Origin of the sequence: Natrinema marinum (genome assembly GCF_024296685.1) — an archaeon.
Lineage (GTDB): Archaea > Halobacteriota > Halobacteria > Halobacteriales > Natrialbaceae > Natrinema > Natrinema marinum.
The window spans coordinates 242880-268331 of sequence record NZ_CP100763.1; the positions used below are offsets into that span (position 1 = coordinate 242880).

Consider the following 25452-nt stretch of genomic DNA (forward strand, 5'->3'; position numbering starts at 1 on the left):
GTTACTCGTCGTCTTCGTATTCGCGTAGCACGGACGAAACCGTGTTCGAGACTTCCTCGAGCGCGACGGCGTTGGTCTTCCTGAGATCGTCGGCTTCCTGCGCCTCGTTCAGGTGCCGAAGCGTCTGCCGAAGGTGCCGTTCGATATCGGTTTCGTTTTCGTCAGCCATAGTTCGAGCGGCGAGTCGTAACTGACTCGAGCGGTTAAGGTCGTCGGTGGGCCGAGTCCGCCTATACTCCGCGCGGACGTCGGCGACGACCCGGATCAGCACGCCCGCGTTGGGCTTCGCTCCGAGGAGCTAAGGGCGTCCGTGATACGAATTCACATATGATAACGATCGACGAGGAGCGGTTCCGAGAGAGTTTCGAGACGTACTCCGAGATCGGCGCGACTGATGCGGGCGGACTCGACCGCCTCACACTGACGGACGAAGACGAGCAGGCCCGAGATCGGTTCGTCGACGATCTGGAGGCACTCGGATTGGACGTCCGGATCGACGAAATCGGGAACGTGTTCGGACGACGCGACGGCGCGGACCCCGACGCGGCCCCCGTTCTGATCGGCTCGCACCTCGACTCCCAGCCGTCTGGCGGTCGGTTCGACGGGCAACTCGGGGTCCTCTCGGCGCTCGAGACCCTCCGAACCCTGGAGGCGAACGGCGTCGAGACGGAGCGTCCGATCGAGATCGTCAACTGGACCAACGAGGAGGGATCGCGCTTTCAGCACGCGATGCTCGGTAGCGCGGTGGTCACCGGCGAAACCGACCTCGAGACCGCGCTGGACCTGACGGACGACGAGGGCGTTCGGCTGGGCGACGAACTCGAGCGGATCGGCTACGACGGCGACCATTCGGTCGACCCTTTCGACATCCACAGTCACGTCGAACTCCACATCGAGCAGGGACCGAAACTCGAGGCCCACGGCAACGCCGTCGGCGTCGTCGAGGGAGTCTACGGGATCGCGTGGCTCAACGTGACGATCCGCGGCGAGTCGGATCACGCCGGCCCGACGCCGATGCACGCTCGGCGCGACGCGATGGCGGCCGCGGCCGATGCCGTCAGCGCGATCACCGCGCTCCCGAACCGGCTCTCAGCGGACGCCGTCTCGACCGTCGGCGAGTTCGACCTCGAACCGGACTCGATCAACGTGATTCCGAACCGCGCGACGTTTTCCGTCGATCTCCGGTCTTACGACGACGATACCGTCGACCGGGCCGTCGCTCGGGCCGAGAGCGAGATCGAGGCGGCCTGCGAACGGCACGGGACGACCGCCGACATCGAGGAAGTGTGGCGGATCCCGCACACCGAGTTCGATCCGAACGTCTGTGACGCCGTCGCCGCTGCTGCGGAAACGGTGGGGGTAGACTACGAACGCCTCGTGAGCGGTGCCGGCCACGACGCGAAGTACGTCAGCGATATCGCGCCGACCGCGATGATTTTCGTCCCCTCGGTCGACGGGCAAACGCACAACGAGTCCGAGTACACCGCCTGGGAGGACTGCGTCGCCGGGGCGAACGTCTATGCCAACGTGGTCCTCTCGCTCGCCAACGAGTGACCCGACGCGCGGGAGACGCCGCCGCGAACCCTCGGCGCTCCTGTCGACTCACGGTCGGAGCCTCGCCCTCACCGACGGTTTCAAGTCTACTTGTTCTAATCCAAGTACAATGACTGTACACCGGTCGACCGGCGCGGTCGCTCGAGCGGAGACGATCGATCAGGCTCCGGAGGGCGACCGATGAACGGGTTCGTCCTCGGCGGCGTTAGCTCCGGCGTCGGGAAGACGGTTGCGACGCTGTCGATCGTACAGGCCCTCGAGGACGCCGGCTACGCGGTCCAGCCGGCCAAAGCCGGCCCCGATTTCATCGACCCGAGCCACCACGAAGCGATCGCGGGTCGCCCGTCCAGAACGCTCGATTCGTGGCTCTGTGGCGAGGACGGCCTCCGGCGGAACTACCACCGCGGCGAGGGCGACATCTGCGTCGTCGAGGGCGTGATGGGGCTGTACGACGGCGACGGCTCGAGCACCGCGATGGTCGCCGACACGCTCGAGTTGCCGGTCGTCCTCGTGGTCGACGCGAAAGCGGGGATGGAAAGCGTCGCGGCGACCGCGCTGGGATTTCGCGAGTATGCGGACGCTGTCGGCCGCGATATCGACGTCGCCGGGATCGTCGCCCAGCGCGCCCACGGCGGCCGCCACGAACAGGGGATCCGCGACGCACTCCCGGCGGATCTCGAGTACTTCGGCCGGATTCCGCCGTCGGCGGACCTCGAGATTCCCGATCGCCACCTGGGCCTCGAGATGGGCGGTGAGGCCGCGCTGCCGACGGGAGCGTTGCGGGAGGCCGCGGAATCGCTGCGCGCCGAGCGACTGGCCGAGGTTGCGAACGAACCGCCCGCACCCGGCGCGCCGCTCGAGTCCACCGCACCGGTCGACGCCACTGTCGCCGTCGCCAGCGATGCCGCGTTCTGCTTTCGGTATCCGGCGACGATCGAACGGTTCCGCGAGCGGGCCGACGTGGTCGCGTTCTCGCCCGTCGCGGGTGATCCCGTTCCCGACTGCGACGCGGTCTACCTGCCCGGCGGCTACCCCGAACTCCACGCCGCCGACCTCGAGTCGGCCGGCACCCTCGCCGAACTGGGCGAGCGGGCCAGCGAGGGGCTGCCCGTGCTCGGCGAGTGCGGCGGGCTGATGGCGATGAGCCGGTCGCTGACCACCGCCGACGGCGAGCGCAGCGAACTGGCCGGGATTCTCCCCGCCGACGTGACCATGCACGACCGCTATCAGGCACTGGATCACGTCGAACTCGAGGCCGTCGACGGCACTCTGAACGCGACCGCCGGCGAGACGATTCGCGGTCACGAGTTCCACTACTCGAGTGCCGCCGTCGACGGCGACGCCCGCTTCGCCTTCGAAACCGTCCGGGGCGACGGCATCGACGGCGATCACGACGGACTTACCGAGTACGAGTCGCTCGGCACGTACGTCCACGTCCATCCGGAGAGCGGCGCGTTCGATCGGTTCCTCGAGCGGGTGGCGACGACGTGACGAGCGAACGGTGATTCGCAAATTCTGAGACTCGGTCGTATAATTAACACGATGGTGGTGGCGATACGAAGTGTGTCCGAAACCGTCCAGCGTCTCGAGCCCCTGGAGCGCCGTCCGCTGACCGACCGCACTTGCCTCGTCACCGGTTCCTCGCGCGGGATCGGTCGCGATATCGCGTTCGAACTCGCCCGCGCGGGTGCCGACGTGGCGGTCAACTACCGCTCGTCGGAGGAACGAGCGCTCGAGGTGACCGACACCATCGAGGAGAACGGCGAGACGGCCGTCTCGGTACAAGCCGACGTCTCCGATCCGGCGCAGGTCGAGCGAATGGCCGAGGCGGTCCGCGACGACCTCGGCGAAGTTGACGTGCTGGTCAACAACGCGGGGATCACCGTCGATCGCACGTTCGAGGACATGACCTACGAGGACTGGCAGACCGTCATCGACGTCAACTTGAACGGGACGTTCAACTGTACGAAGGAGTTCTACGACGACATCAAAACCTCCGAGTACGGCCGACTGATCAACATCTCGAGCGTTGTCGGCCAGCAGGGTAACTACGGACAGGCCAACTACGCGACCTCGAAGGGCGGACTCTTCGCGCTCACTCGGACGCTCGCCCTCGAACTCGCGAGCCACGGCTCGACGGCCAACTGCGTCGCGCCGGGCTTTACCGAGACGGACATGCTCGAGAAGGTGCCCGAACGCGTTCAGGAGAAGATCCGCCAGGACATTCCGCTCGATCGGTTCGCAAAAACCGAAGACATCGTCGGGATGGTCCGATTTCTCGCCGGCGATCAAGCCGAGTACATGACAGGGCAAGTGCTGGGCATCAACGGGGGCATGGAGTGGTAAGGCCGACAGTTGGAGGTGCTCGAGCCGCGGCATGACGAGTCGTGTCGCTCGTTTCTGATACGGAAATTCGCGCCCACTTCGACAAGTTTCTTTGTTCTACTCCAACTCTACCTGGGCAACCGGAGTTGGTCTACTCCAAACAAAATTGTTTTAGGGACGGGCTCTGTTCCAACGGGTGATGCCACCCATCGCGCTTCCACACGACGCGAAGGCCGGGCCGACCAAGTCGGAGGTTCGAGCCGTCGTCCGCTCGAAGCTCGCGCTCGAGCCGGACGACCACTTCGCGGAGGTCGGCTCCTGTACGGGAGCCGTCACGATCGACGCCGCACAGCGAGCCGGGCGCGTGACCGCCGTAGAACGGAAGGCAGCGCGCCTCGCGACGACCGAAAAGAATCTCGCCGCGAACGAGGACTCGATCCGCGCGGAGATCGACCTCCGCAACGCGGAAGCGCCCGAAGGGCTGCCCGACGACGCCGACGCGCTCTTTCTGGGCGGGAGCCGCAACTTCGAGGCGGTGCTCGACCACGCCGTCGCAACCGAGGTCGATCGGGTCGTGATGAACGTCTCGCGGCTCGAGGTCGCCGGGAAGGCGACCGAAGCGTTCCGCGAGCGAGGGATCTTGGAAGAGGTCGTCCAGTTTCAGGTGAGTCACGGCTACGAACTCGCCGGTGCGACGAGTTTCGACTCGGACAACCCGGTGTACATGTTGGTCGGGAGTGCGACCGCGGACGAGGACGAAGACGGCGGCGAGAAAGTCGCAGCCGATGGCGGCGAGGTGAGCCGCCAATGACACTCTACGGCGTCGGACTCGGCCCCGGCGAGGCCGATCTCGTGACCGTTCGCGGGAAGGCAGTGCTCGAGAACGCGGACGTGGTCTACTCGCCGGGCCGACTCTCGCGGACCGTCGCGCTCGAGCACGTCGACGAGTCGAAGATCGGCGATCTCGACTTCCCGATGACGAAAGACGAAGAGAAGCTGCGAGCGGCCTGGAAGGCGGCCGCGGCGGAGATCGCCCCGAACGCCCGCGACGGCGACGTGGCGTTCGTGACGCTCGGCGATCCGAACGTCTACTCGACGTTCGGCCACCTGCGCCGGACGATCGACGCCTTCCACCCCGACGTGGCCCTCGAGATCGTCCCCGGCGTGAGCGCGGTGACGGCCTTTGCGACCGCGATGGGGGTCGAGATCGAGGCTGGCGCGGGACTTTCCTTGCGCGAAGCGGCGGGTGGTCACAGCCCGACAGGACCGGACCGGATGATCCTGTTCAAGGTCACCGACGCGCCGGCGACCCACGAGGGACTCGTCGAGGCCGGCTACGAGGTGACCTACGGCCGCCGACTGTTCATGGAGCAAGGCGAGACGATCGTCACCGACGACCCCGCGGAGATCGACGAGCGCGATTACTATACGCTCGCCTACGCCGAGAAGGCCGATCTCGAGGTCGACCAGACGACGGCGGCCTTCGAGACCGACGGTAGCGAATCGGAGGTTCGCTCCGACGGCGGTCGCGAACTGAGCGCCGACGAACTGGCCGCACTCGAGCGAAGCGAGGGCTGCGAGGGCGGCGACTGCGGCGAGCACCGCGGAGGGAAGCGATGACAGACGAGACGGGCGACGATCCGCAGGACGCGATCGACTCCCAAGGCGAAGCCCGCCGCGAGAAACTGGACGACCGGATCTTCGAACACAGCGCCGGCGACGAGCAGGCGGGGATCCCCTTCGTCGGCGCCGGCCCCGGCAACCCGCGCCTGCTGACCGTCGCCGGGAAGGAAGTGCTCGAGGCGGCAGACCTCGTCGTTCACGCGGGTTCGCTGGTCAACAGCGAACTGCTCGACGAGTACTGCGGCCACGCCGAACTCGTCAATTCGGTCGGGAAAGACCTCGAGGAACTGATCCCGCTGATGCGGGACGCCTACGAGGACGGCGACAACGTCGTCCGGCTCCACAGCGGCGACCCAGCGATCTACGGGGCCGCGCTCGAGCAGATGGACGCGCTGGAACACGAAGGCGTCCCGACGTACTTCGTGCCCGGCGTCACCTCAGCCTTCGCGGCCAGCGCGACGCTGCGGACCCAGTTGACGTTGAACGAGGTCTCGAACCACGTCGCGTTCACCCGGCCGCAGGGGAAGACCCTGACGCCGGAGGAAGACCACATCTCCGAGTTCGTCGAGATGGGCGATGTAACGACCTGCATCTACCTCGGCACCCACGCGGTTCGGGAGACGATGGATCGGCTGCTCGAGGATGACCACGACCCCGAGACGCCGGTCGCGGTCATTTACCACGCCTCGTGGCCGGACGAGGATGTGATCGTCGGCTCGGTCGGCGACATCGCCGACAAAGTGGAGGAAGCGGGGTATCGGGCCTCGGCGCTGGTCGTCATCGGCGACGCGGTGACCGGCGCGGGCTACGAGCGATCCTTCCTCTACGGCGACTGGGCGAATCGAGGGTCCGCTGAAAACTCGGGTGGAACGGAGGCTGGTAATGACTGAGATTCGCTGGAGTTGCTACCGCGAACACGATGAAAGCCCCTGCCGCGCTCGACCGGTTGCGCCTCGCTGCGGTCCTCACTGCGTTGCGGTCCTTGCGTCGGCTCACCGGACCGAGCGCGGCAGCCCCTTTCAGTCCCACCCCCGCAGTGGTCTGGACGGGTCGATAGCACGTGGACAGGACGATTTCGGCACGAGAGAGGTTTCACAATGAGTTCAGGAACTGAGAACACGGATACGACGGACGAATCGGACTCCGGCGGCGGCCACTGCTCGACGCCGGATTCGGACGGCGAGGTCGCCGAGGAGATCGCGATCGTCTCCTTCGGTCGGAAGATGGACACCGCCGAGGAGATCAAAGCCGAACTCGAGGATCGCTACGAGGCGATCGAGATCCTCGAGTACCACGGCGACGTCTTCGAGGAACACTGGGGCGAGTACGACTGCTTCGTCGGGCTGATGGCCTCGGGGATCGCCATGCGGAAGACGGCCCACCTGCTCGACGACAAGTGGGAGGACCCCGCGATCTGCGTCGTCGACGAGGAACTCACGTGGGCGATCCCGATCACGGGCGGGCACCACGGCGCGAATCAGGTCGCGCAAGATCTGGCGACGATGGGTGCGGTTCCGGCGATGACGACCGCCTCCGAAGCGGCCGGCAAGCAGGGTGTCGAGTCCCGCGCGAAGGCGATGGACGCCCACGTCGTCAACGGCGACTCGACGGTGAAGACGAACCTCGCCGTGCTGGACGACGATCTCGGTCCCGTCGCCCGACTCGAGGGGCCCAGAGCCGTCCTCGTCGGCGACGACGTGACGGTGCTCAAGCGCAACGAAGACGACGGCGTCGTGCTCGGTACCGGCAGCGTCTCCGGCGCGAGCAAAGCGGCCTTCCTCGCCGCCTGGGAGGACGCCCTCGAGCGGACCGACTACGACGTCGCGGACGTCGAGTTCGTCGGCACTGCGACGCGAAAGGAAGACGAGGAGGGGCTGCTTGAGGCCGCACGGGAACTCGATCTGGGCGTCGTTGCCTTCGACAAGGAGACGCTGCTCGCACACGAGGGGCCGACGCCCTCCAAATCGAAGGAGCTGATCGGCTGGCCGGGCGTCTCCGAGGCGAGCGCGATCGCCGGCGGGGCCGAGCAGGAACTGGTCCTCGAGAAGGTGAGCTACGAGAACGAGGTCACGGTGGCGATCGGTCGATGAACGTCGAGGATGCAGCTACCAGCGGCGACGGCACGCCCGACGACCACGGCACGCTTTATGTCGTCGGGATCGGCCCCGGTCTGCCCGACCACATGACCGCGCGAGCGAAGGAGGTCATCGAGTCCGCAGACGTGGTCATCGCCTCGAGCCTCTATCAGGAGTTCCTGCGGGCCGACGGCACCCTCCTGCCCGAGGAGGAGACGGACGAGGACGGTGTCGCCGTCCGCGAGGGCGACACCGCAGCGCGAGCCCAAGGCGACCGCGAGGACGGCTTCGAGCAGGAGATCGTCCGCTCGACGATGGGTCGGCAGATCGAACTCGCCCGCGCGGCGTTCGACTACGTGCGCGAGGGAAAGGACGTGGCCCACGTCTCGGGCGGTGACCCCTCCGTGTACGGCAAGTCCGACCTCGTCTTCACGATGGCCGAAGCGGAGGACGCCACGGACGTTCCCATCGAGATCGTCCCCGGCATCACCGCGGCGCTGGGCGGTGCGGCCAACGTCGGCGCGCCGCTGTGTAACGACTTCTGTACCGTCTCGCTGTCGGACAAGTGGCGCGGCTGGGACGAGATCGAGGAGAAGCTGCGCGCGGCCGCAATCAGCGACTTCGTGATCGTCCTCTACAACTGCTGGCGAAACTACGAGAAGGCCGTCGAGATCGTCCGCGAGGAGCGGACCGACGACGCCTACGTGGCCATCGTCAACGACGCCGGCCGAGAGGACGCCGGCCGCAACGGCGAGAGCCAGTTCATCACGACGCTCGGCGAGGCCGTCGACCACGACGACAAGGTGTCGGGGATGGGCACCTCGCTGCTCATCGGCACCCACGAGACCGAGACCTGGCGCAACGACGACCGAACGTACCTCGTCACCCCGCGCGGCGGGCGTGACGTCGACGATTTCTGAACCCAACCATGAGTACGGACACAAATGCGGACGCTGACGACGAATCGACTTCTAAGTGCGGTGCCTCCTCGAACGGCGAGGCCAGCACCGAGCCCTCGAGGTCCAAATGCGGAGCTTCGAGCACCAGCGACACCGACGACTCGAGTACCTCGACGTGCGGCGCATCCTCGAGTGCGAGTTCCTCGGCCTCGAGTTGCGGCGCCTCGAGTTCGGACGATGGTGGCTCGAACGAGCAGGAGGTCGGCGCGACGGTCGACGACTTCGATGCCGAGCCCGGGCAGCTGATCGCCGTCGGTCTCGGCCCCGGCCACCCGGAAGGGATGACCGACCGCGCGAAGGCGGCGCTGCTCGAGGCCGACCACATCGTCGGCTACACGACTTACATCGAGCTCATCCCGGACGAGATCACCGAGGAAGCCGACGATATCTACGACACGCCGATGTGCGGCGAGGTCTCCCGCACCGAGGAATCGATCGATCGCGCGCTCGCGGGCAACGACGTGGCGATCGTCGGCAGCGGCGACCCCAACGTCTACGCGCTGTCCGGACTCGCACTCGAGATCTTGGAGTCCAAGGGCGCGACGGCCTCGATGGTTGACTTCGAGGTCGTTCCCGGCGTGCCGGCGGCCCAGTCCTGTGCGGCCCGGCTGGGCGCGCCGCTGGTCAACGACACCGTCTCGGTCTCGCTGTCGGACCACCTCGTCCCGATGCCGGAGATCGAATCGCGGCTGCACTCCGTCGCAAGCGAGAACTTCACGATCACGATCTACAACCCGTGGAGCCGCAAGCGCCGAGAGAACTTCCAGAAGTGCTGTGAGATCCTCCTGACCCACCGCGACCCCGACACGCCGGTCGGCATCGTCCACGGTGCCGGCCGCGAGGACGAGCAGGTGATGATCACCGAACTCGCCGAACTCGAGGACCTCGGTGAGAGCGAGCTCATCGACATGACGACGACGATCGTCGTCGGCACCGAGGACACCTACGTCTGGGACGACCGGATGGTCACGCCGCGGGGCTACGAGACGAAGTACGATTACTAACGATGGCACGATACGAAGTCACCATCGAGAAAGACGCCTGCGACGGCATCTTCGCCTGTCTGACCCGCGACCCACGGTTCGTCGAGGGCGCGGACGGCCTCGCGACGATCGACCCGAACGCGGATCCGGTCTACGACTGCGAGGGCGAGGTCACGGACACTGCCGAGCGCGTCGTCGCGACGTTCGACGACGACCGCATCGACGAAGCGCAGCAGGCCGCGGCGGCCTGCCCGACGGACGCCATCGTCGTCCGGGAGGTGGGCGAATGAGCGACGCGGGGCCGACGACCGACGACGGCGCCCTCGAGGTCGCCGTCCCGTCTGACCCCCTCGCCGGCCACCCCGCGACGGCGTACTTCTGGGGGCACGTCGCCGGCAGCGGCGACGTCGCCGACAGTGTGATCGAGGTCGCCACCAACGACGAGGCGTCCGCGCAGGTGCTTGCGGCCGTCGCCGGCGGCGATCTCGAGCACGAGATGACGACTCGAGACTACGCTCACGACACCTCGATTACGCGTACGGAGGACGAGTACACGCTGTCGATCGGCGGCGATGGCAGCGAGGACGACGAAACGGACGAGTCGGGACTGCTCGGCCGCAGCGGCGCGCTGGGCCTTCCCGTCGACGGCCGCGGCAACTACCGCTTCGGCGCGTTCGTGAACCACGATCGGGAACTCCTGCCGGGGCTGCTCGAGGGCTGTGGCACCATCTGCTTCAAGTCCTCGACGGGCACCGTGGGAATCTCGTTCGTTCACGACGACCGGGAGCTGCTCGAGTTCGCACAGGACGTGATTTCGGAGTCTCCCGTGGACGCGCCCGTCGACGACCTCTCCGAGACGTCCTCGGGCGGCTACTGGTTCGGCGTCGACGACGACGCCGCGCCCGCCTTCGGCACGTGGCTCTACGAGAACTGTGAGGAAACCGGACTGTTCGCCCCGAGTCGCCGGCGCAAACTCGAGCGGAGCCTCGAGCAAGCGTCGGCGTACGACGGCGAGGCGGCCTGAGACCGACGATCGATGAGCACACCCGACGAGACCATGTCCGCGGCGGTCGCTGGCTTCGACGACGAAGCCGTCCTGCTGGTCGGCCACGGCTCCAGACGCGAGAAATCCAACGAACAGGTGCGCGAACTGGCCGCCGACCTCGAGTCGCGACTCGGGATTCCGGTCGACGCCGCCTTCCTCGAACTCGCGGAGCCGGCGATCGACGAGGCGTTCGCGGGGCTCGCGCCCGTCGCCGAGCGCGTGACCGTCGTCCACTGTTCGCTGTTCGCCGCGAGCCACGTCAAAAACGACGTGCCGCTGGCGATCGAGCAGGCTCGCGCCGAACACGACCTCGAGATCCGAAACGGCGCGCATCTCGGCGTCCACCCCGCAATCTTGGACCTGCTGGACGACCGCGCTGCCGCCGTCGAGCGCGACCTCGGCGTCGACCGCGAGGACGACGACGTGGCCGTCGTCGTCTGTGGCCGGGGCTCGAGCGACCCGGACGCCAACGGCGACGTACACAAACTCGCTCGGCTGCTGTTCGAGGGCCGCGCGTTCGACCGCGTCGAGGCGTCCTTTATCGGCGTCACCGAGCCGACGCTCGAGGAGAGCCTCCACGGACTCTCGAAGCACCGACCAGACGCGGTCGTCGTCCTGCCCTATATGCTCGGCGACGGCGTCCTCACCCAGCGGGTGCGCGATTGGACCGCCGACTTCGACGCGGACTACCCCTACGTCGACGCGCTCGCCGGCGACCCGCTCGGCACGGATTCGCGGCTGCTCGATGTCTTCGCCGACCGCTGGCAGGAGGCGCGATCGGGGAGCGTCGAGATGTCCTGTGACACGTGCAAGTACAAGGTCGACCTCGAGGGCTACGAGGAGGACGTCGGCGGCGCGCGGGCGATGCTCCGCGCGCTCGCCCACCAGGAGGCCCACGCCGACCGCGAGGACGTCGACGACGAGCCCCACAGCCACGACGCGCCCGAAAAACACGTCGCGGTCTGTCTGAACCAGACCTGCGCCGAACAGGGGTCGCCGGCGGTCCTCGAGCGCTTACGCCAGGAAGCCCGCGACTCCGAGCACTGTGACGCCCGCATCACGCGGTCGTCCTGTCTGGGGCGCTGTGGCGACGGGCCGATGGTCGCGGTCTACCCGGACGGGATCTGGTACGGCGACGTGGCGGGCGCGGACGCCGAACGGATCGTGGCCGACCACCTCGATCGGGACCGCATCGTCAGCGACCTCGTCGATCAGACGCTGTAGCCGCGCAAATTATCGCAGTATCCTCATCGAATAGCACGCCAACTGACTGCAGATACGAACTCGATTCAACACATAACCCATGAGCTGCCACGAAATCGAAGCACTGCGACTCGGACTGATGAGCGTCCTCGGCGTCGGGGACGACAGCGCTCGCGAACACGCGGAAAAGGAACTCGAGGGTCACCTCGAGGGCCCTATCCAGGGGCTCGCGGAGGCCGACAGCCTCGCGGAAGTAACGCGCCACCTCGATGCGGCGCTGGTCGATCTAGAAGAGGAGGTCGCCGCGATGGAGAGCGACGACCCCGAATACGATTACACGCGGGGGCGGTTGCTCGCCGTTCGCGACGCCGAGCGGGCGGTCCAGCGGCTGTCCGCACAGGGCGAGCACATCGTCGACGGACTCGGCGACGCTCACGACACCCTCCACGAGACGTTCCCGGTCGAGGAGTGACGATGAGCGAAACTGCAACCGATACCGATCGCGAGCCCAGGTTCCGATCGGTCCCGCTCGGCGAGATCGAACCCGCCCGCAGCCGGCATATGTGGACCCGTTCTGCGGTCTGCATCGCCGCGTCCGGCTACCTCGTCGTCACCGGCGAGTGGGACGGCACCGTCACCGCCCGCGACGCCGACTCCCTCGAGGCGCGCTGGACGGCCGATCATCCGGACCACGCAGTCGGGATCGCGTCGCTCGAGGACAGGGGCGACGCGAACGCCGACGGAGACGAGGCCGAGACGATCGTCGTCGCCGGCCGCGGCGAAACGGGGACGATCGCGGCCTACGACGCGGAGACGGGCGACCGGCGCTGGCGCTACGACACCGTCGCCGACGTGGGCGAGGCGGTCGAAGACACCGTCTTCTATCTACCCTACGTCGTCGCGCTCGAGGCCGGCACCGACGCCGACGGAAACGCCGTGCTCTACGCGGCCGCGCGCCGCTACGAGCGCGACGGGGAGACCCGGCAGTGGCACAGCACCGTCTACGCGTTCGACGCCGACGGATCGATCCGGTGGACTCACGAGACCGACGCCTCGCCGATCGCGCTCGATCTCGACGGCGACGGCGACCGCCTCGCGGTGGGCTACAACCGCTGTCTGGGCGACCACGACACCGGACTCGTCGTTCTCGAGACGGCGTCGGGCGAGCTCGCGTGGACGTGGGACCCCGGCACCGAGGGCGACCGCCGCATCGGCGACGTTTCCGTCGACGGGGAATCGATCGCCGTCTCGAGCCACGGCGACAAGCGCGGCTACCTGCTCGGTCCGGGCGGGGCCGAGCGCTGGAGCGTTGACCTCGCCGTCGAGACCGAAATCGACGGCGAGACGCTGTACGCGTACCCGAACCACGCCTACGCGAACGACGCCCGGGTGGCGTTCGTCACCGGCAACACCTACGCCGTCGAGAGCCGCGAGACCGAGAACCGGCACCCGAACGAACACCGGGTCGCCGCGTTCGACGCCGACGGCGACCCGCTGTGGGACGACGCGGTCCGCGGCTTCGTCCACGGGCTCGCGGCCGACGGAAATCGGCTCGTCGCCCCCTGCGCGCAGAACTTCCGCGTGCGCGATCCCGACACGCACGCCATCAGTTGCTTCGACCTCGAGTCCGGCGCGGGCGGTCGCGAGCGGTTCGACGGCATCGCCACGGCGGCCGCCGTCGCCGACGGCACCGTCGCCGCCATCGAGGAACCGGTGCGGTACCACGACGAGGGGGAGACCCGCGGCGAATACGCGCTTCGGGTCGCCTCGCTCGAGTAGCGTCGATCGGTGCCCCTCGAGGGCCCACAGACAATTCAACAGTAATGGAGGTCGGGTCGCGGAAACGTCAGCCGGACCGTTGCTCCGACGGTCGGAGGGTCGTCGGCGAACGCCTCGACGGCGGTTTCGTCGAACGAGATCGTCACCCTGTTGGTCGCGTCTTCGCGGACGACCCGTTCGACGACTCCCGAAACGTCACCGTCAGTCTCGTCGATTGCAACTGCTTCCGGCCGGATCGCCGCGTATTCGTCAGACGGCCCCTCGCGTCCGAGTGCGTCCGCGAGCGACGGCGCAGCCGACAGCGCGATCGCGTTCGATCCCGTGAAATCGGCGACCATCGGCGATGCAGGGCGTTGAAAAACGTCTTCCGGCGTTCCGATCTGGACCACGTGGCCATCCCGCATTACGGCAATTCGATCCGCAATCGCACGTGCTGTCGTCCGGTTGTGCGTCACGTATACACTGGTGACATCCGCGAGGATGTCTGCTAGGTCGGCCCGCAGCGTCTGTCGAGTCGGCACGTCGAGCGCGGCCAGCGGCTCGTCGAGCAACATGACGTCGGGCCGAACGGCGAGTGCGCGGGCGAGCGCAACTCGCTGTTTTTCGCCGCCGGAGAGCGTCGGCGGGTAGCGGTCGGCGAGAGCCGCGACGCCGAGTTCGGCCAGCAACTCGTCGGGATCGCGCGTCTCGTCGCGGTAGCGGACGCCGTATTCGACGTTCTCCCGGACCGAGAGGTGCGGGAACAGCGCGTAGTCCTGAAAGACGAACCCGAAGCCGCGCCGCTCCGGCGGCCGGTCGTCGAGCCGTCGCTCGTCGAGCGTCACGGTGCCGTCGTGGTCGTGAAAGCCGGCGACGGCCTCGAGCAGCAGCGTCTTGCCGCTGCCGCTCGGGCCGAGGACGACGAGGCTCTCGCCGCGCTCGACGGCGAACGCGGCGTCGACGGTGAACGTCTCGGCCCCTTGCGCGGTGAACGTCGCCCTGAGATCGGCGCGCAGGCTCATCGGGATATCCCTCCGCCGGTCGCGTTGCTGTCGGTGAGATATCTGACGACGAGGAAGACCAGCGCGGACACCCCGAGTAGCAGGAACGCGACCGCGCCGCTCTCGTCGAGTCCGCCCTGGAGGTACGAGTTGTAGACGAAGACGGGGGCGTGTTGTGCGGTCACCTGTCCGCCCGCGGGCGGGTAGAAGAACGAGACGCTGTAGGCGACGACGGCGACGGCTCCGAACTCCGAGACGGCCCGCGCCCACGCGAGGACGCCGCCGGTAATCATGCCTCGGACCGCGAGCGGACCGGTCACCCGGCGAAACGTCTGCCAGCGGTTCGCGCCGTGAATGCGGGAGGCGTACTCCAGACGCACGTCGATCGTCTCGAACGCCTCTCGAGTCGTGTTCACGGCGTAGGGTGCAGCGACGAACGTCATCGCGAGCACCATGCCGACCATCGTCCCGAGCACCGACAGCCGGGGAAATGCGCCGTTCTGGCCGAAGCCGAACAGGATGATGATGCCCGCGACGGAGTGGGGAACGACCAGCGGGAGGTCGACGAGACTTTCGACGAACTGCTGGCCGGCGAATCCCTGCGCGAGCAGGTGCGCGAGCGGGACGCCCAGCAGGAGGCTGAGAACCGCCGCCAACAGCGGGCCGTAGACGCCGAGATAGAGCACGCGTTGCACGTCCGGGTCGAGTGCCTTCTCCAGAACGAGCGACGGGGACTGTCGCGCGACGAAGAGGAACAGCGGCAGCCCCAGTGCGACCATGAGGAGACTCCCGGCGGTCGCGGTCGCGATGGTGAACGGCGACCCGTCGAGCGCGTAGGCGGTGACGGCCGCACTGCCCACCATGAAGAACGCGTACCAGGTCGGCCTCTCGAGCAGGAAGGCTGCGACGAACGCGAGTAGCTGCACGGCTATGAACGCCGCCACGAGCGGCGCTCGTCCGATGTTCCTGTCCCCGAATCCCGTCTCAGTTTCAGTACCCGTTGCCATCCTTTGTGAGTGTCATTTGGTGTCGATTTCGGTTCGCAAAGCGAGGCTGTCTACGATCCGCTGAGCTCGAGCGGACCGAGGTTCGACTTCGCGCCGGCGACCTCCATCACGCGGTCCGGGACCGCGTCCTCGCCGCTCTTCGGCACGACGATGGGGTCGACGGGGGTGAGCCCCTGATTTTTCAGGATCTCCCGCCCCGGTTCGGTGCCGAAGTACTCGACCCACTTCGCGCCGAGTTCGGGTGACCGTGCAACACTCGGTACGGTGAGGCCGTAGGCGATGGGTGCACCGGTGTACGTCCCCGAATCGGTCTCGACCTCCGCCTTGGCGTAGTGGTCCGCGTACGTACTGGTCGCCTTCGAGAGGTCGACCTCCGGCTGCAGGTCGATGAACGGTTTCCCCGACGTACTGGAGATCGACTGGTAGTAGAACACGTAATCGAGTTCGCCCGACTCGAGTTGTCCCTCGAGATGCGTCTCCGTCCCGGTCGGGACCGTCGAGTTCTCGCGGAGCTTCCGGTAGGTGGCCTCGTCGTACAGTCGCTCGCCCTCGAACTCCTCCTTGCCGAGTTGCTGGGTCATCACCGCGCGGTAGCCGCCGGGGTCGACCGCCGGATCGGAGTGACCGATCGTGATTCCGTCGCGGCTGAGCACCTCCCACCAGTTGTCCTTCGAGATGTCGTCCGCGCCCGGCGAGTCCTCCCGGTACTGGATCGACATCGAGTTCGTCGTGAAGACGGCGTACCAGTCCCCGTAATCGGGAACGATGTCGTCGCGAATGAGCCGGAAGTCGGAGACACCGAGCACGTCCGCTTTCCGATTTTGCTGGGTAATCTTGTTCTTCGAGTCGACCGACCCTTTGGCTTCGCGCGTGACGTCGACGCCGTGTTCTTCCTCGAAGTGCGGTTCTGCCTCGCCGAACGGCGGGGCGAGCGACCCGGCGTGGAAGATCATCATCGAGTCGCTACTGCCACTCTCTCCGATGCAGCCGGCTACGGCGAGCGCCACCGCGCTCCCGCCCCCCGCCAGAAACGCCCGTCGACTCCGATATTCCGACATAGATATATCGCCCTTCCGTTGGCACGAGTATAATCGTTTCCCTCACGATCTGCACGGAGCACCCCTCTATTCCTCGATCGAATGCGCTTGCCGAGCGGGCAGCCCGCTCGACACTAAACCGCGGGGCGGTAGCCAACGCCGCTCGGTCGATGAAAACGAACTTCTCGTCCGAGCGCGAACGGAGACGCAAACGGCCGCCCGAACGGCCGATTCGTGTCACCGACTATTGCCCATGGAAAAGGAGTTCGACCCGTACCTGCGGATCGACGACGTGGCCGTCGATCGCAGCGACGTCGCGATGTTGCGCGCGATCGACGACCGCGGCTCGCTGTCCGGCGCGGCCGACGCCCTCGAGCGATCCTACCCCCGCCTCCAGCAGCGGGTAGTGGAACTCGAGGCGGCGATCGGTCCGCTGGTCGAGCGCACCCGCGGCGGGGCCGACGGCGGCGGGAGTTCCCTGACGGGGGCGGCCAGGGACCTGCTGGCGCGATTCGATCGGCTGGTCGCGGCCTACGAGGGGGTCGCCCGCGTCGACGAGACGGTGCTGTCGGGGCCGGTCGTGGCTCGCGACGGCGAACTCGCGACCGTCGAGACGGCGGTCGGCGAGGTGCTGGCGGTCGTCCCGGCCGACGCGTCGACCGCGTCCGTGACGATCCGGTCCGACGCCGTGAGCCTACACGCGCCCGCGGACGCGCCGCGGGCCGAGGGGACCAGCGTCCGGAACCAGTTCTCGGGGACCGTCTCGTGGCTCGAGGCCGGCGACGCGGTCGCACGGGTCGGCGTCACCCTCGAGAGCGCCTCGAACGGCGACGAGCGCGCCGAACTCGTGGCGCTGGTCACTCGCCGCAGCGTCGACGCGCTCGGCCTCGATCCCGGCCGATCGATCGTCGCGTCGGTGAAGGCGACCGCGGCGCGTGGGGTCGCGCTCGAGGACGGCTGCTAGTCCGTCCAAACCCGCGTTTCGGCGCTGTATGTGTCGGCCGTATGCGGGGCCTACCAACGAGACGCTGCGCCGAGAGCCACAGGTCTTTTTCGTGGGGATCCGTATCAACTCGCATGTACGACTCCATTCTGGTCGCGACCGACGGCAGCGAGGCCGCGGCAACCGCGGTCGATCACGCTGTCGCGCTCGCGGAGCGATTCGACGCGCCGCTGTATGCCATCGCCGTCGTCGACGATCGCACCGAGTACGACACCGGCATCGTCGATCCCGAGGAAGCCCGCCAGCACCTCCGCGAGCGTGCCGTGGGGTGGCTCGCAGACCTCGAGGAAACGGCGAGCGAGTCCGACGTGGCAGTCGAGACGACGGTTCGAACCGGCGTGCCCCACGAGGAGATCCTCGGGTACGCGGCCGAGACCGAGAGCGACGTGATCGTCGTCGGCGCCCGCGGCCGCTCGTCGTTCAAGGGCGCGCTGCTGGGCAGCACCGTCGACAGGGTCGTCCGGGTGGCGGACCGGACGGTGCTCGTCGTCGGAACCGACGAGTGACGGGCCGGCGGATTCGGCGCCGAACCGCCCCGCCGGCGGCGGCGAGCCGTCGTCCGAGGCCGGTGTCAACGGCCGGTGAGAACGCTGGCCGGATGGGGGAGGGAGAACACTTACCTATACTGTCGTGTGACCTACCAGTATGTCACTGCTTGTTCCCTTCGACGGATCGGTGTTGGCGACGAACGCACTCGAGCGAGCCTCGACGTTCGGCGACTTACTCGACGAGGAGGTCGTCGTACTGACGGTCATCCCCGACGACGCGGACTACGCGCGGGCTCGAGGCTGGATCACGGAAGGCGAGCCGTTCGACGCGGAGGCGATCGCTGCGGGAATGCAGCGTCGCGCCGACGAGGTCGCGCCGGAGGCGACGTTCCGGACCGAGCGAGTGAGTTCGGACGAGCCGACCGCCACGTCGACGACGAACGTCGTCCGAGAGATCCGGCGGGTCGCCGGTGAGGTCGAAGCTTCCGTGGTCTTCATCGGCTCGGAGAACGCGGGCTCGGTCATCGCGCCCCAGTCCAGCGTCGGCAGTCCGGTCGCCAACGATCAGCGCTACGATGTCTACGTCGTCCGCGAACCCGGCGAGGAGATCGATCCCGAGGAACTGGCCGATATCGACTCGACACAGGACGACCTCTGATTGGCAGCAGGGCCGCCCGTCGACCCGCCCACCGCACGGCGATTCGGAGGAACGTTTATTCCGCTGACCGACCACGGTTCGGACGAAATGGACGATCGGAACGGGTGGGACCGGGACGCGACGGCGCCGACCGGTTCCGCCCATAGGCCCCCAGCGTCGTTCGTCGCCCAGGCGAACGTCGCCGATCCGGACATTCACGAGATGTTCGAGGAGAACTGGCCGGACTGCTGGACGCGTGCCGCCGACCTCCTCTCGTGGGACGAGTCCTACGACACCGTCCTCGAGGAGGCCGATGCCCCCTTCTACCGGTGGTTCGCCGGCGGCCGGCTGAACGCCGCGTACAACTGCCTGGATCGACATCTCGAGGCGGGGCGGAAGAACCACGCGGCGATCCGCTGGGAGGGCAAACAGGGCGAGCGCCGGACCTACACCTATCGGGATCTGTACGTCGAGGTCAACGAGTTCGCGGCCGCACTGCGGGACCTCGGCGTCGAGGAGGACGACGTGGTGACGATCTACCTGCCGATGATCCCGGAGTTACCGATCGCGATGCTAGCGTGTGCCCGCATCGGCGCGCCACACAGCGTCGTCTTCGCCGGACTCTCCGCGGACGCGCTTGCAACGCGAATGGAGGCCGCTGACAGCGAGTTCCTCGTCACCTGCGACGGCTACTACCGCCGCGGCGACGCCTTCAACCAGAAGAGCAAGGCCGACAACGCCCGTATCGGCCTCGAGCAAGACGTGCGGACGGTCGTCGTGGATCGACTCGGCGACGACCTGCCCCACGTCCTCGGCGACGAGGAGTGGGACTACCACGAGCTTCGCGATGCATTCGCGGGCGAGACCGTCGCGCCGGTCTCCCGCGATGCGGAGGACATGCTGTTCCTGATGTACACGTCGGGGACGACCGGCGAACCGAAAGGCGTCGTCCACTCGACGGGGGGCTATCTCGCACACGTCGCGTGGACGAGCCACGCCGTCCTCGATGTCAAGCCCGAGGACACCTACTGGTGTGCGGCCGACATCGGCTGGATCACGGGCCACTCCTACATCGTCTACGGCCCGCTCGCGCTGGGGACGACCACGGTGATGTACGAGGGAACGCCCGACTATCCCGACCGCGATCGGCTCTGGGAAATCGTCGACCGCAACGCCGTCGACGTCTTCTACACCGCACCGACGGCCATCCGCGCGTTCATGAAGTGGGGAGCCGAGTATCCGGAGCGCCACGACCTCTCCTCGTTGCGCTTGCTCGGGACCGTCGGCGAACCGATCAGTCCCCGTCCGTGGAACTGGTACCGCGAGCACGTCGGCGGCGGCGACTGTCCGGTCGTCGACACCTGGTGGCAGACCGAGACGGGCGCGGTGACCATCTCGACGCTGCCGGGCGTCGACGACATGAAGCCCGGTTCCGCCGGGCCGCCGCTGCCCGGAATCGACGCCCGGATCGTCGATGCGGGGGGCGAGGCGGTCGACCCCGGCGAGGCCGGCTACCTCACGATCACCCAGCCGTGGCCGGGCATGGCTCGGACGCTGTACGACAACGACGAACGCTTCGTCACGGAGTACTGGCGGCGCTTTTCCGACCCGGACGCCGACGAGTGGCGCTACTTCAGCGGCGACACTGCCCGAGTCGACGAGGACGGGTACGTCACCGTCCTCGGCCGGGTCGACGACGTGATCACCGTCTCCGGCCACCGGCTGGGGACGATGGAGATCGAGGGCGCGATCGCCGACGTCGACGGGGTCGCCGAGGCAGCCGTCGTTGGCCGCTCGAGCGCGACCGGCGACACCGAAATATACGCGTACGTCAGCACCGAGCGCGGCCGCGAGCCCGACGGGGCGATCCGCCAAGCGATCCTCGAGAACATCGAGTCTGCGATCGGACCGATCGCCCGGCCGACTGAGGTCGTCTTCACGCCAGAACTCCCGAAGACGCGCTCGGGCAAGATCATGCGCCGCCTGCTCGAGGACGTGGCAAACGGCGAGGAACTGGGCGACACGAGCGCGCTTCGTAACCCCGAGATCGTCGGCGAGATTCAGGCCGAAATCGGAGACGACGGCGACGGGCGCGGCAGATGATTTCGCCGTTTCAATTTTCACGAAACGCTCGCAGGTACTACGGCCGCAGTTCTACCAGCGGATTACGTATCGATCGGCGCGCTCGGCGACACAGTTATGTTCGCGTCGCCAGAACGAGCGAACCATGAGCCTCGAGGGAGCCGAGGAGTCGGTGCTGCGGCGCCGGGAGTACGAGTCGCTTCTCGACGCCGCCGAGACCTACCGCGAGGCGCTGGTCGTCCGTCTCTGCGGGGATGTGGGGCTTCGGCCGGCCGAACTGACGCGGCTGACGGTCGACGACATCGAGCAGGTGCGGATCGACCCGCCGCGGTATCTGGTTCGGGTGCCGGGCGGCGACGAAGGACGCGACCGAACCGCGTACCTGCCCACCCGCGTCGAACGCGAACTCCGGCGGTACGCCCGCAGCAACGATCTCTCGCCCGAGGATCGAGTCTTCTCGGTCACGGCCCGCCGACTCCAGATGCTCGTCGCTGGCGTCGCCGACCGGGCGAGCGACCTGTTCGACGACCCGTCTCTAGCGGACGCCTCGACGAGCGATCTCCGGCGATATTTCGCTCACACGGCCCTGGTCGATCACGACATCAATCCCCGCGTCGTCAAGGCCGCGGGCGGCTGGCGCAGCTTCGAAGCGCTCGAGGCCTACCTGCCCGAGCCGACCGACACCGAGCTCGTCGATGCCTTCGACGCCGTCGAGCGGCCGTCGGGCGCCCACCCCGGGGAGTCCCGGTCCGGTCCCGCGGTGAGCGACGACAGCGTCGTTCGACTCCTGTTGGCTGCCAGCGACCGATACGCGCTCGTGCGCCTCGACGCGGACGGCTACGTCGAGCGCTGGAACCGCAGCGCAGCCGCACTGTTTGGCTACCGGGCCAGCCAGATCGTCGGCACGCACGTCTCGACGTTCTACACCGACGACGCCATCGAGGTTGGGGAGCCCGAACGGACGCTCTCGGCGGCCATAGAGGAGTCCGGCGCCGAAACCGAGGGCTGGCGCGTCCACGAGGACGGCTCGCGGTTTCGCGCGACGGAGGTCGTCTCGCCGCTGCGCGACGACCAGGGCCGCCACCGCGGCTTTGCCGTCTTCGTCCGCGACGCGACGGCCGCCTACGAGGACCTCGAGGCCGCCCGCGAGCGTCGGGACGAACTCGAGGGGTTGTACACCGTCGCCAATCGACACCGGGCCGTCACCCACGCGTTGCTCGACTCGACCGATCACGAGGAGGTCGAAACGGCGACCTGTACGACGCTGACGGACGGAACCGCCTACGACGCCGCCTGGATCGACCGGGCGACGGTCGGGGATCGCCGCCGGGAGCAGCGCGCGGCCAGCGGCATCGAATCTGGGGAAGTCGGCCGGCTCCTCCCAGAAGAGTGGCGCGAGGACGAGCCGACCGCAGACCGGCCGGCGTTGGACGCCGAGACCGACCTGCGCGAGCGGACGGTGACCGTCGCGGACGACGTCTCGGGGGCGGTCGACGGCGACGCGTTCGCGGGCGCTGTCGGGAGGGTGCCCCTCGCTTACGGGGACACCGTCTACGGGACGCTCTCGGTCGCGACCGAGCGGCCGGGCGCGTTCGCCGAGGACGAACGCGAGTGGCTGGCGACGATCGGCCGTCAGGTCGGCTACGCCATCGCCGCTGTCCGCCGGCGGAACCTCCTGCTGTCGGACCGGGTGACCGAACTCGAGGTCACCTGTCGCGACGCCGGGTCGTTCTTCGTCGACGCCTCGCGGCGGCTGGACTGCCGGTTCGAACTCGACTCGTTGGTGCCGCTCGGAGAGGGGACCCAGCTGTACTACGTCCGCCTCGAGGGGGCGTCGCCGGCCGACGTCTTCGACCTCGCCGAGGACGATCCCGGAATCGACGACTGCCGGCTGGTCGAGACCGGCGAAGAGGGCTGGCGCGTGGAGTTCGTCATCGAGGGCTCTTGCCCGGTCGTCACGCTCACCGAGTACGGCGTCACCGTCCGCGAGGCGGCCTTCGAGGTCGGGACGGCGACGATCACCGGCGACTGCGCGGCCGACGCCGACCTCCGGACGATCGTCGACGGCCTGCGCACCGCGTTCCCCGACTCCGAACTGGTGGGCAAACGCGAGGCCGAACGGGCCGTCCAGACGGCCCGCGAGTTCCGGGAGGGGCTCGAGGATCGACTTACCGATCGCCAGGAGGCGGCGCTTCGGGCGGCCTACTTCGGCGGTTACTACGACTGGCCTCGAGAGAGCACGGCCGAGGAGGTCGCCGACGCGATGGGGGTCTCGTCGCCGACGCTGCACAACCACCTGCGGAAGGGCCAACACGAGTTGCTCCGGACGTTCTTCGACGAACCGGACGGGAGCTCGCAGTGAACCAGTCTCGTCGCGCGCGGGCGAATGCACTGTATCTGGCGGGCACCCCATCTCTCGGTCGGCGACCTGTTCGGTACTAAGCTTCTAGATGTCCGTGCCGAATATGTGGGCCGATACACACATTCCTCCGTCGGTCTTCGAGCAGCGATTCGTCGCGCCGCCGATTTTCCCCGCGAGTGACGGTCGCCGCCCGTCTATCAGGACCTAATATGGTCAATATTCCCTATGTTTTCCTCCGAGAATGGGGTCGATTTTGTACAGCTAGAGGCCGGCTTTACTATGATAGTTGATGACTGGGTGAGTGTACCATGTCACAGGACAACGCCGAACTCGAGGCACGACTCGAGGAACAGGAGGCCTTCGAGCCGCCCGAGTCGTTCGTCGAGCAGGCAAACGTCACGGATCCGGGGATCTACGACGAGTTCGAGGAGAACTGGCCGGAGTGTTGGGAGCGGGCTGCCGACTTGCTCACGTGGGACGAGGAGTACGATACGGTTCTCGAGGACGGGAACGCCCCGTTTTACGAGTGGTTCACCGGCGGCGAGTTGAACGCGTCGTACAACTGTCTCGACCGGCACGTAGAAGAGGGTCGCGGCGACAGCGTCGCGATCGAGTGGGAGGGCGAACTCGGCGAGACGCGCACCTACACTTACGAGGAGCTGTTGGACGAGGTCGAGGACTTCGCCGCGACGCTGCGGGACCTCGGCGTCGAGGAAGACGACATCGTCACGCTGTACATGCCGATGATTCCGGAGCTGCCGATCGCCATGCTGGCGTGTGCCCGCATCGGCGCGCCACACAGCGTCGTCTTCGCCGGCTTCTCGGCCGACGCGCTCGCGACGCGGATGAACTCGGCCGACAGCGAGTACCTCGTCACCTGTGACGGCTACTACCGCCGCGGCGACGCGCTCGATCACATCTCGAAGGCCAACGAGGGCCTCGAGGGCGTCGAGCACGAGGTCTCCGACGTCGTCGTCGTCGACCGACTCGGCGACGAACTCGAACACGAACTCGCGGACAACCAGCACGACTACGACGAACTCGTGGCCGACCACGAGGGGTCGACGGTCGAGCCGGTCTCCCGCGACGCCGAGGACATGCTGTTCCTGATGTACACGTCGGGGACGACCGGCCAGCCGAAGGGTGTCAAACACACCACCGGCGGCTACCTCGCGTACACCGCGTGGACGAGCCACGCCGTTCTGGACATCGAGGCCGACGACACCTACTGGTGTTCGGCCGACATCGGCTGGATCACGGGCCACTCCTACATCGTCTACGGGCCGATGGCGCTTGGCACGACCAGCGTCATGTACGAGGGGACGCCGGATTACCCCGAGAAGGACCGGCTGTGGGAGATCGTCGAGAAGAACGAGGTCGACATCTTCTACACCGCGCCGACGGCCATTCGCGCGTTCATGAAGTGGGGGTCGGAGTACCCCGAGAAACACGACCTCTCGAGCCTGCGGTTGCTCGGGACCGTCGGGGAGCCGATCAATCCGCGCGCGTGGAAGTGGTACTACAAGCACATCGGCGACGAGGAGTGCCCGATCATCGACACCTGGTGGCAGACCGAGACCGGCGGCATGATGATCACGACGCTGCCGGGAATCAACACCATGAAGCCCGGCTCCGCGGGGCCGCCGCTACCGGGCATCGACGCCCGCGTGGTCGACGCACAGGGCGAGGAGGTCGACGCCGGTCAGGCCGGCTACGTCACGGTCAACAACCCGTGGCCCGGCATGCTCCGTACCCTGTACGACAACGACGAGCGGTTCATCTCCGAGTACTGGCAGGAGTACTCCGACGAGGAGACCGACGAGTGGGTCTACTTCCCCGAAGACGGCGCGAAGATCGACGAGGACGGCTACATCACCATCCTCGGCCGGGTCGACGACGTGATCAACGTCTCCGGCCACCGGCTGGGGACGATGGAGATCGAGTCGGCCGTCGTCGGCGTCGAAGGGGTCGCCGAAGCCGCCGTCGTCGGGGGCGACCACGAGGTCAAAGGCGAGGCGGTCTACGTCTACGCCATCCCCGAGGACGGTTACGAGGACCGACACGACGAACTCGAGGAACAGGCCATGGAGGCCGTCCTCGACTCGATCGGTCCGATCGCAAAGCCCGAAGAGATCGTCTTCACCCACGAGCTGCCGAAGACGCGCTCGGGCAAGATCATGCGCCGTCTGCTCGAGGACATCGCGAGCGGCAACGAACTCGGGAACACGTCGACGCTTCGCAACCCGGAGGTCGTCGACGACATCGCAGAACAGGTGTCGAGCGACTAGCTACCGTTCGATTTTCGAACAC

General features: G+C 67.4%; 24 protein-coding genes. 20 read left to right on the forward strand and 4 right to left on the reverse strand.

The window, feature by feature from the left end:
• Window position 1: 1 nt before the first annotated feature.
• Window positions 2–169: a hypothetical protein gene (locus tag NKH51_RS01285; protein ID WP_254763435.1), complete on the reverse strand. Its 168-nt coding sequence runs from the start codon at window positions 167–169 to the stop codon at window positions 2–4.
• Window positions 170–327: 158 nt separating this feature from the next.
• Between NKH51_RS01285 and NKH51_RS01290 the strand changes: the two genes are divergently transcribed.
• The 14 genes from NKH51_RS01290 (at window position 328) to NKH51_RS01355 (ending at window position 13546) form a co-directional block, all read left to right on the forward strand.
• A complete protein-coding gene (locus NKH51_RS01290) occupies window positions 328–1554 on the forward strand; it encodes a Zn-dependent hydrolase (RefSeq protein ID WP_254763436.1) in 1227 nt (408 codons plus the stop codon).
• Between the two features lie 180 nt (window positions 1555–1734).
• Window positions 1735–3045, forward strand: coding sequence for a cobyrinic acid a,c-diamide synthase (locus NKH51_RS01295; protein ID WP_254763437.1), 1311 nt, complete (start codon window positions 1735–1737; stop codon window positions 3043–3045).
• 72 nt (window positions 3046–3117) lie between these two features.
• On the forward strand, window positions 3118–3900 hold the full coding sequence (locus tag NKH51_RS01300) for a 3-oxoacyl-ACP reductase family protein (RefSeq protein WP_254763438.1): 783 nt from the start codon (window positions 3118–3120) through the stop codon (window positions 3898–3900).
• Window positions 3901–4078: 178 nt separating this feature from the next.
• Complete coding sequence (cbiT, locus tag NKH51_RS01305) at window positions 4079–4690, forward strand: precorrin-6Y C5,15-methyltransferase (decarboxylating) subunit CbiT (protein ID WP_254763439.1); 612 nt, start codon at window positions 4079–4081, stop codon at window positions 4688–4690.
• Window positions 4687–5499 (forward strand): cobalt-factor II C(20)-methyltransferase, encoded by an 813-nt coding sequence (locus NKH51_RS01310; protein WP_254763440.1) that lies wholly within the window; start codon window positions 4687–4689, stop codon window positions 5497–5499. Before cbiT ends, NKH51_RS01310 begins: the two co-directional genes overlap by 4 nt.
• Window positions 5496–6392, forward strand: a complete 897-nt coding sequence (locus NKH51_RS01315) for a cobalt-precorrin-4/precorrin-4 C(11)-methyltransferase (RefSeq protein WP_254763441.1) — start codon at window positions 5496–5498, stop codon at window positions 6390–6392. Before NKH51_RS01310 ends, NKH51_RS01315 begins: the two co-directional genes overlap by 4 nt.
• A gap of 207 nt (window positions 6393–6599) precedes the next feature.
• Window positions 6600–7592, forward strand: coding sequence for a cobalt-precorrin 5A hydrolase (gene cbiG, locus NKH51_RS01320; protein ID WP_254763442.1), 993 nt, complete (start codon window positions 6600–6602; stop codon window positions 7590–7592).
• A complete protein-coding gene (locus tag NKH51_RS01325) occupies window positions 7589–8497 on the forward strand; it encodes a precorrin-3B C(17)-methyltransferase (RefSeq protein ID WP_254763443.1) in 909 nt (302 codons plus the stop codon). The genes cbiG and NKH51_RS01325 overlap by 4 nt, the downstream gene beginning before the upstream one ends.
• A gap of 8 nt (window positions 8498–8505) precedes the next feature.
• Entirely contained in the window at window positions 8506–9540 is a 1035-nt protein-coding gene (gene cobJ, locus NKH51_RS01330) for a precorrin-3B C(17)-methyltransferase (protein ID WP_254763444.1), read from the forward strand.
• 2 nt (window positions 9541–9542) lie between these two features.
• A complete protein-coding gene (locus tag NKH51_RS01335) occupies window positions 9543–9809 on the forward strand; it encodes a ferredoxin (RefSeq protein WP_254763445.1) in 267 nt (88 codons plus the stop codon).
• Window positions 9806–10543, forward strand: a complete 738-nt coding sequence (locus NKH51_RS01340; protein ID WP_254763446.1) for a cobalamin biosynthesis protein — start codon at window positions 9806–9808, stop codon at window positions 10541–10543. The genes NKH51_RS01335 and NKH51_RS01340 overlap by 4 nt, the downstream gene beginning before the upstream one ends.
• A gap of 12 nt (window positions 10544–10555) precedes the next feature.
• On the forward strand, window positions 10556–11788 hold the full coding sequence (locus tag NKH51_RS01345; protein WP_254763447.1) for a CbiX/SirB N-terminal domain-containing protein: 1233 nt from the start codon (window positions 10556–10558) through the stop codon (window positions 11786–11788).
• Between the two features lie 79 nt (window positions 11789–11867).
• The gene (locus tag NKH51_RS01350; protein ID WP_254763448.1) at window positions 11868–12239 is read left to right on the forward strand and encodes a DUF3209 family protein; all 372 of its coding nucleotides are present in this window, start codon (window positions 11868–11870) and stop codon (window positions 12237–12239) included.
• 2 nt (window positions 12240–12241) lie between these two features.
• Window positions 12242–13546: a PQQ-like beta-propeller repeat protein gene (locus NKH51_RS01355; protein WP_254763449.1), complete on the forward strand. Its 1305-nt coding sequence runs from the start codon at window positions 12242–12244 to the stop codon at window positions 13544–13546.
• A 35-nt stretch (window positions 13547–13581) separates the two neighbouring features.
• Here NKH51_RS01355 and NKH51_RS01360 read toward each other — a convergent pair whose 3' ends face one another.
• From NKH51_RS01360 to NKH51_RS01370, 3 genes are read right to left on the reverse strand one after another with little or no spacing between them, the layout of a single operon-like run.
• On the reverse strand, window positions 13582–14547 hold the full coding sequence (locus NKH51_RS01360; protein WP_254763450.1) for an ABC transporter ATP-binding protein: 966 nt from the start codon (window positions 14545–14547) through the stop codon (window positions 13582–13584).
• Window positions 14544–15533: an ABC transporter permease gene (locus NKH51_RS01365; RefSeq protein WP_254763451.1), complete on the reverse strand. Its 990-nt coding sequence runs from the start codon at window positions 15531–15533 to the stop codon at window positions 14544–14546. The genes NKH51_RS01360 and NKH51_RS01365 overlap by 4 nt, the downstream gene beginning before the upstream one ends.
• Before the next feature lie 50 nt (window positions 15534–15583).
• Window positions 15584–16591, reverse strand: a complete 1008-nt coding sequence (locus tag NKH51_RS01370; RefSeq protein ID WP_254763452.1) for a substrate-binding domain-containing protein — start codon at window positions 16589–16591, stop codon at window positions 15584–15586.
• A gap of 232 nt (window positions 16592–16823) precedes the next feature.
• Here NKH51_RS01370 and NKH51_RS01375 point away from each other — a divergent pair, with 232 nt between their 5' ends.
• The 6 genes from NKH51_RS01375 to acs (NKH51_RS01400) all read left to right on the forward strand — a co-directional run bounded on the left by NKH51_RS01375 (window position 16824) and on the right by acs (NKH51_RS01400) (window position 25430).
• Window positions 16824–17534, forward strand: coding sequence for a TOBE domain-containing protein (locus tag NKH51_RS01375; protein WP_254763453.1), 711 nt, complete (start codon window positions 16824–16826; stop codon window positions 17532–17534).
• 113 nt (window positions 17535–17647) lie between these two features.
• Window positions 17648–18079 (forward strand): universal stress protein, encoded by a 432-nt coding sequence (locus tag NKH51_RS01380; RefSeq protein WP_254763454.1) that lies wholly within the window; start codon window positions 17648–17650, stop codon window positions 18077–18079.
• Window positions 18080–18218: 139 nt separating this feature from the next.
• Window positions 18219–18719 carry a universal stress protein gene (locus NKH51_RS01385; RefSeq protein WP_254763455.1) on the forward strand — a complete coding sequence of 167 codons (501 nt, stop codon included), beginning with the start codon at window positions 18219–18221 and terminating at the stop codon, window positions 18717–18719.
• 87 nt (window positions 18720–18806) lie between these two features.
• On the forward strand, window positions 18807–20801 hold the full coding sequence (gene acs / locus NKH51_RS01390) for an acetate--CoA ligase (protein ID WP_254763456.1): 1995 nt from the start codon (window positions 18807–18809) through the stop codon (window positions 20799–20801).
• A gap of 124 nt (window positions 20802–20925) precedes the next feature.
• On the forward strand, window positions 20926–23142 hold the full coding sequence (locus NKH51_RS01395) for a bacterio-opsin activator domain-containing protein (protein ID WP_254763457.1): 2217 nt from the start codon (window positions 20926–20928) through the stop codon (window positions 23140–23142).
• Between the two features lie 308 nt (window positions 23143–23450).
• Entirely contained in the window at window positions 23451–25430 is a 1980-nt protein-coding gene (acs, locus tag NKH51_RS01400; protein WP_254763458.1) for an acetate--CoA ligase, read from the forward strand.
• Window positions 25431–25452: the final 22 nt, after the last annotated feature.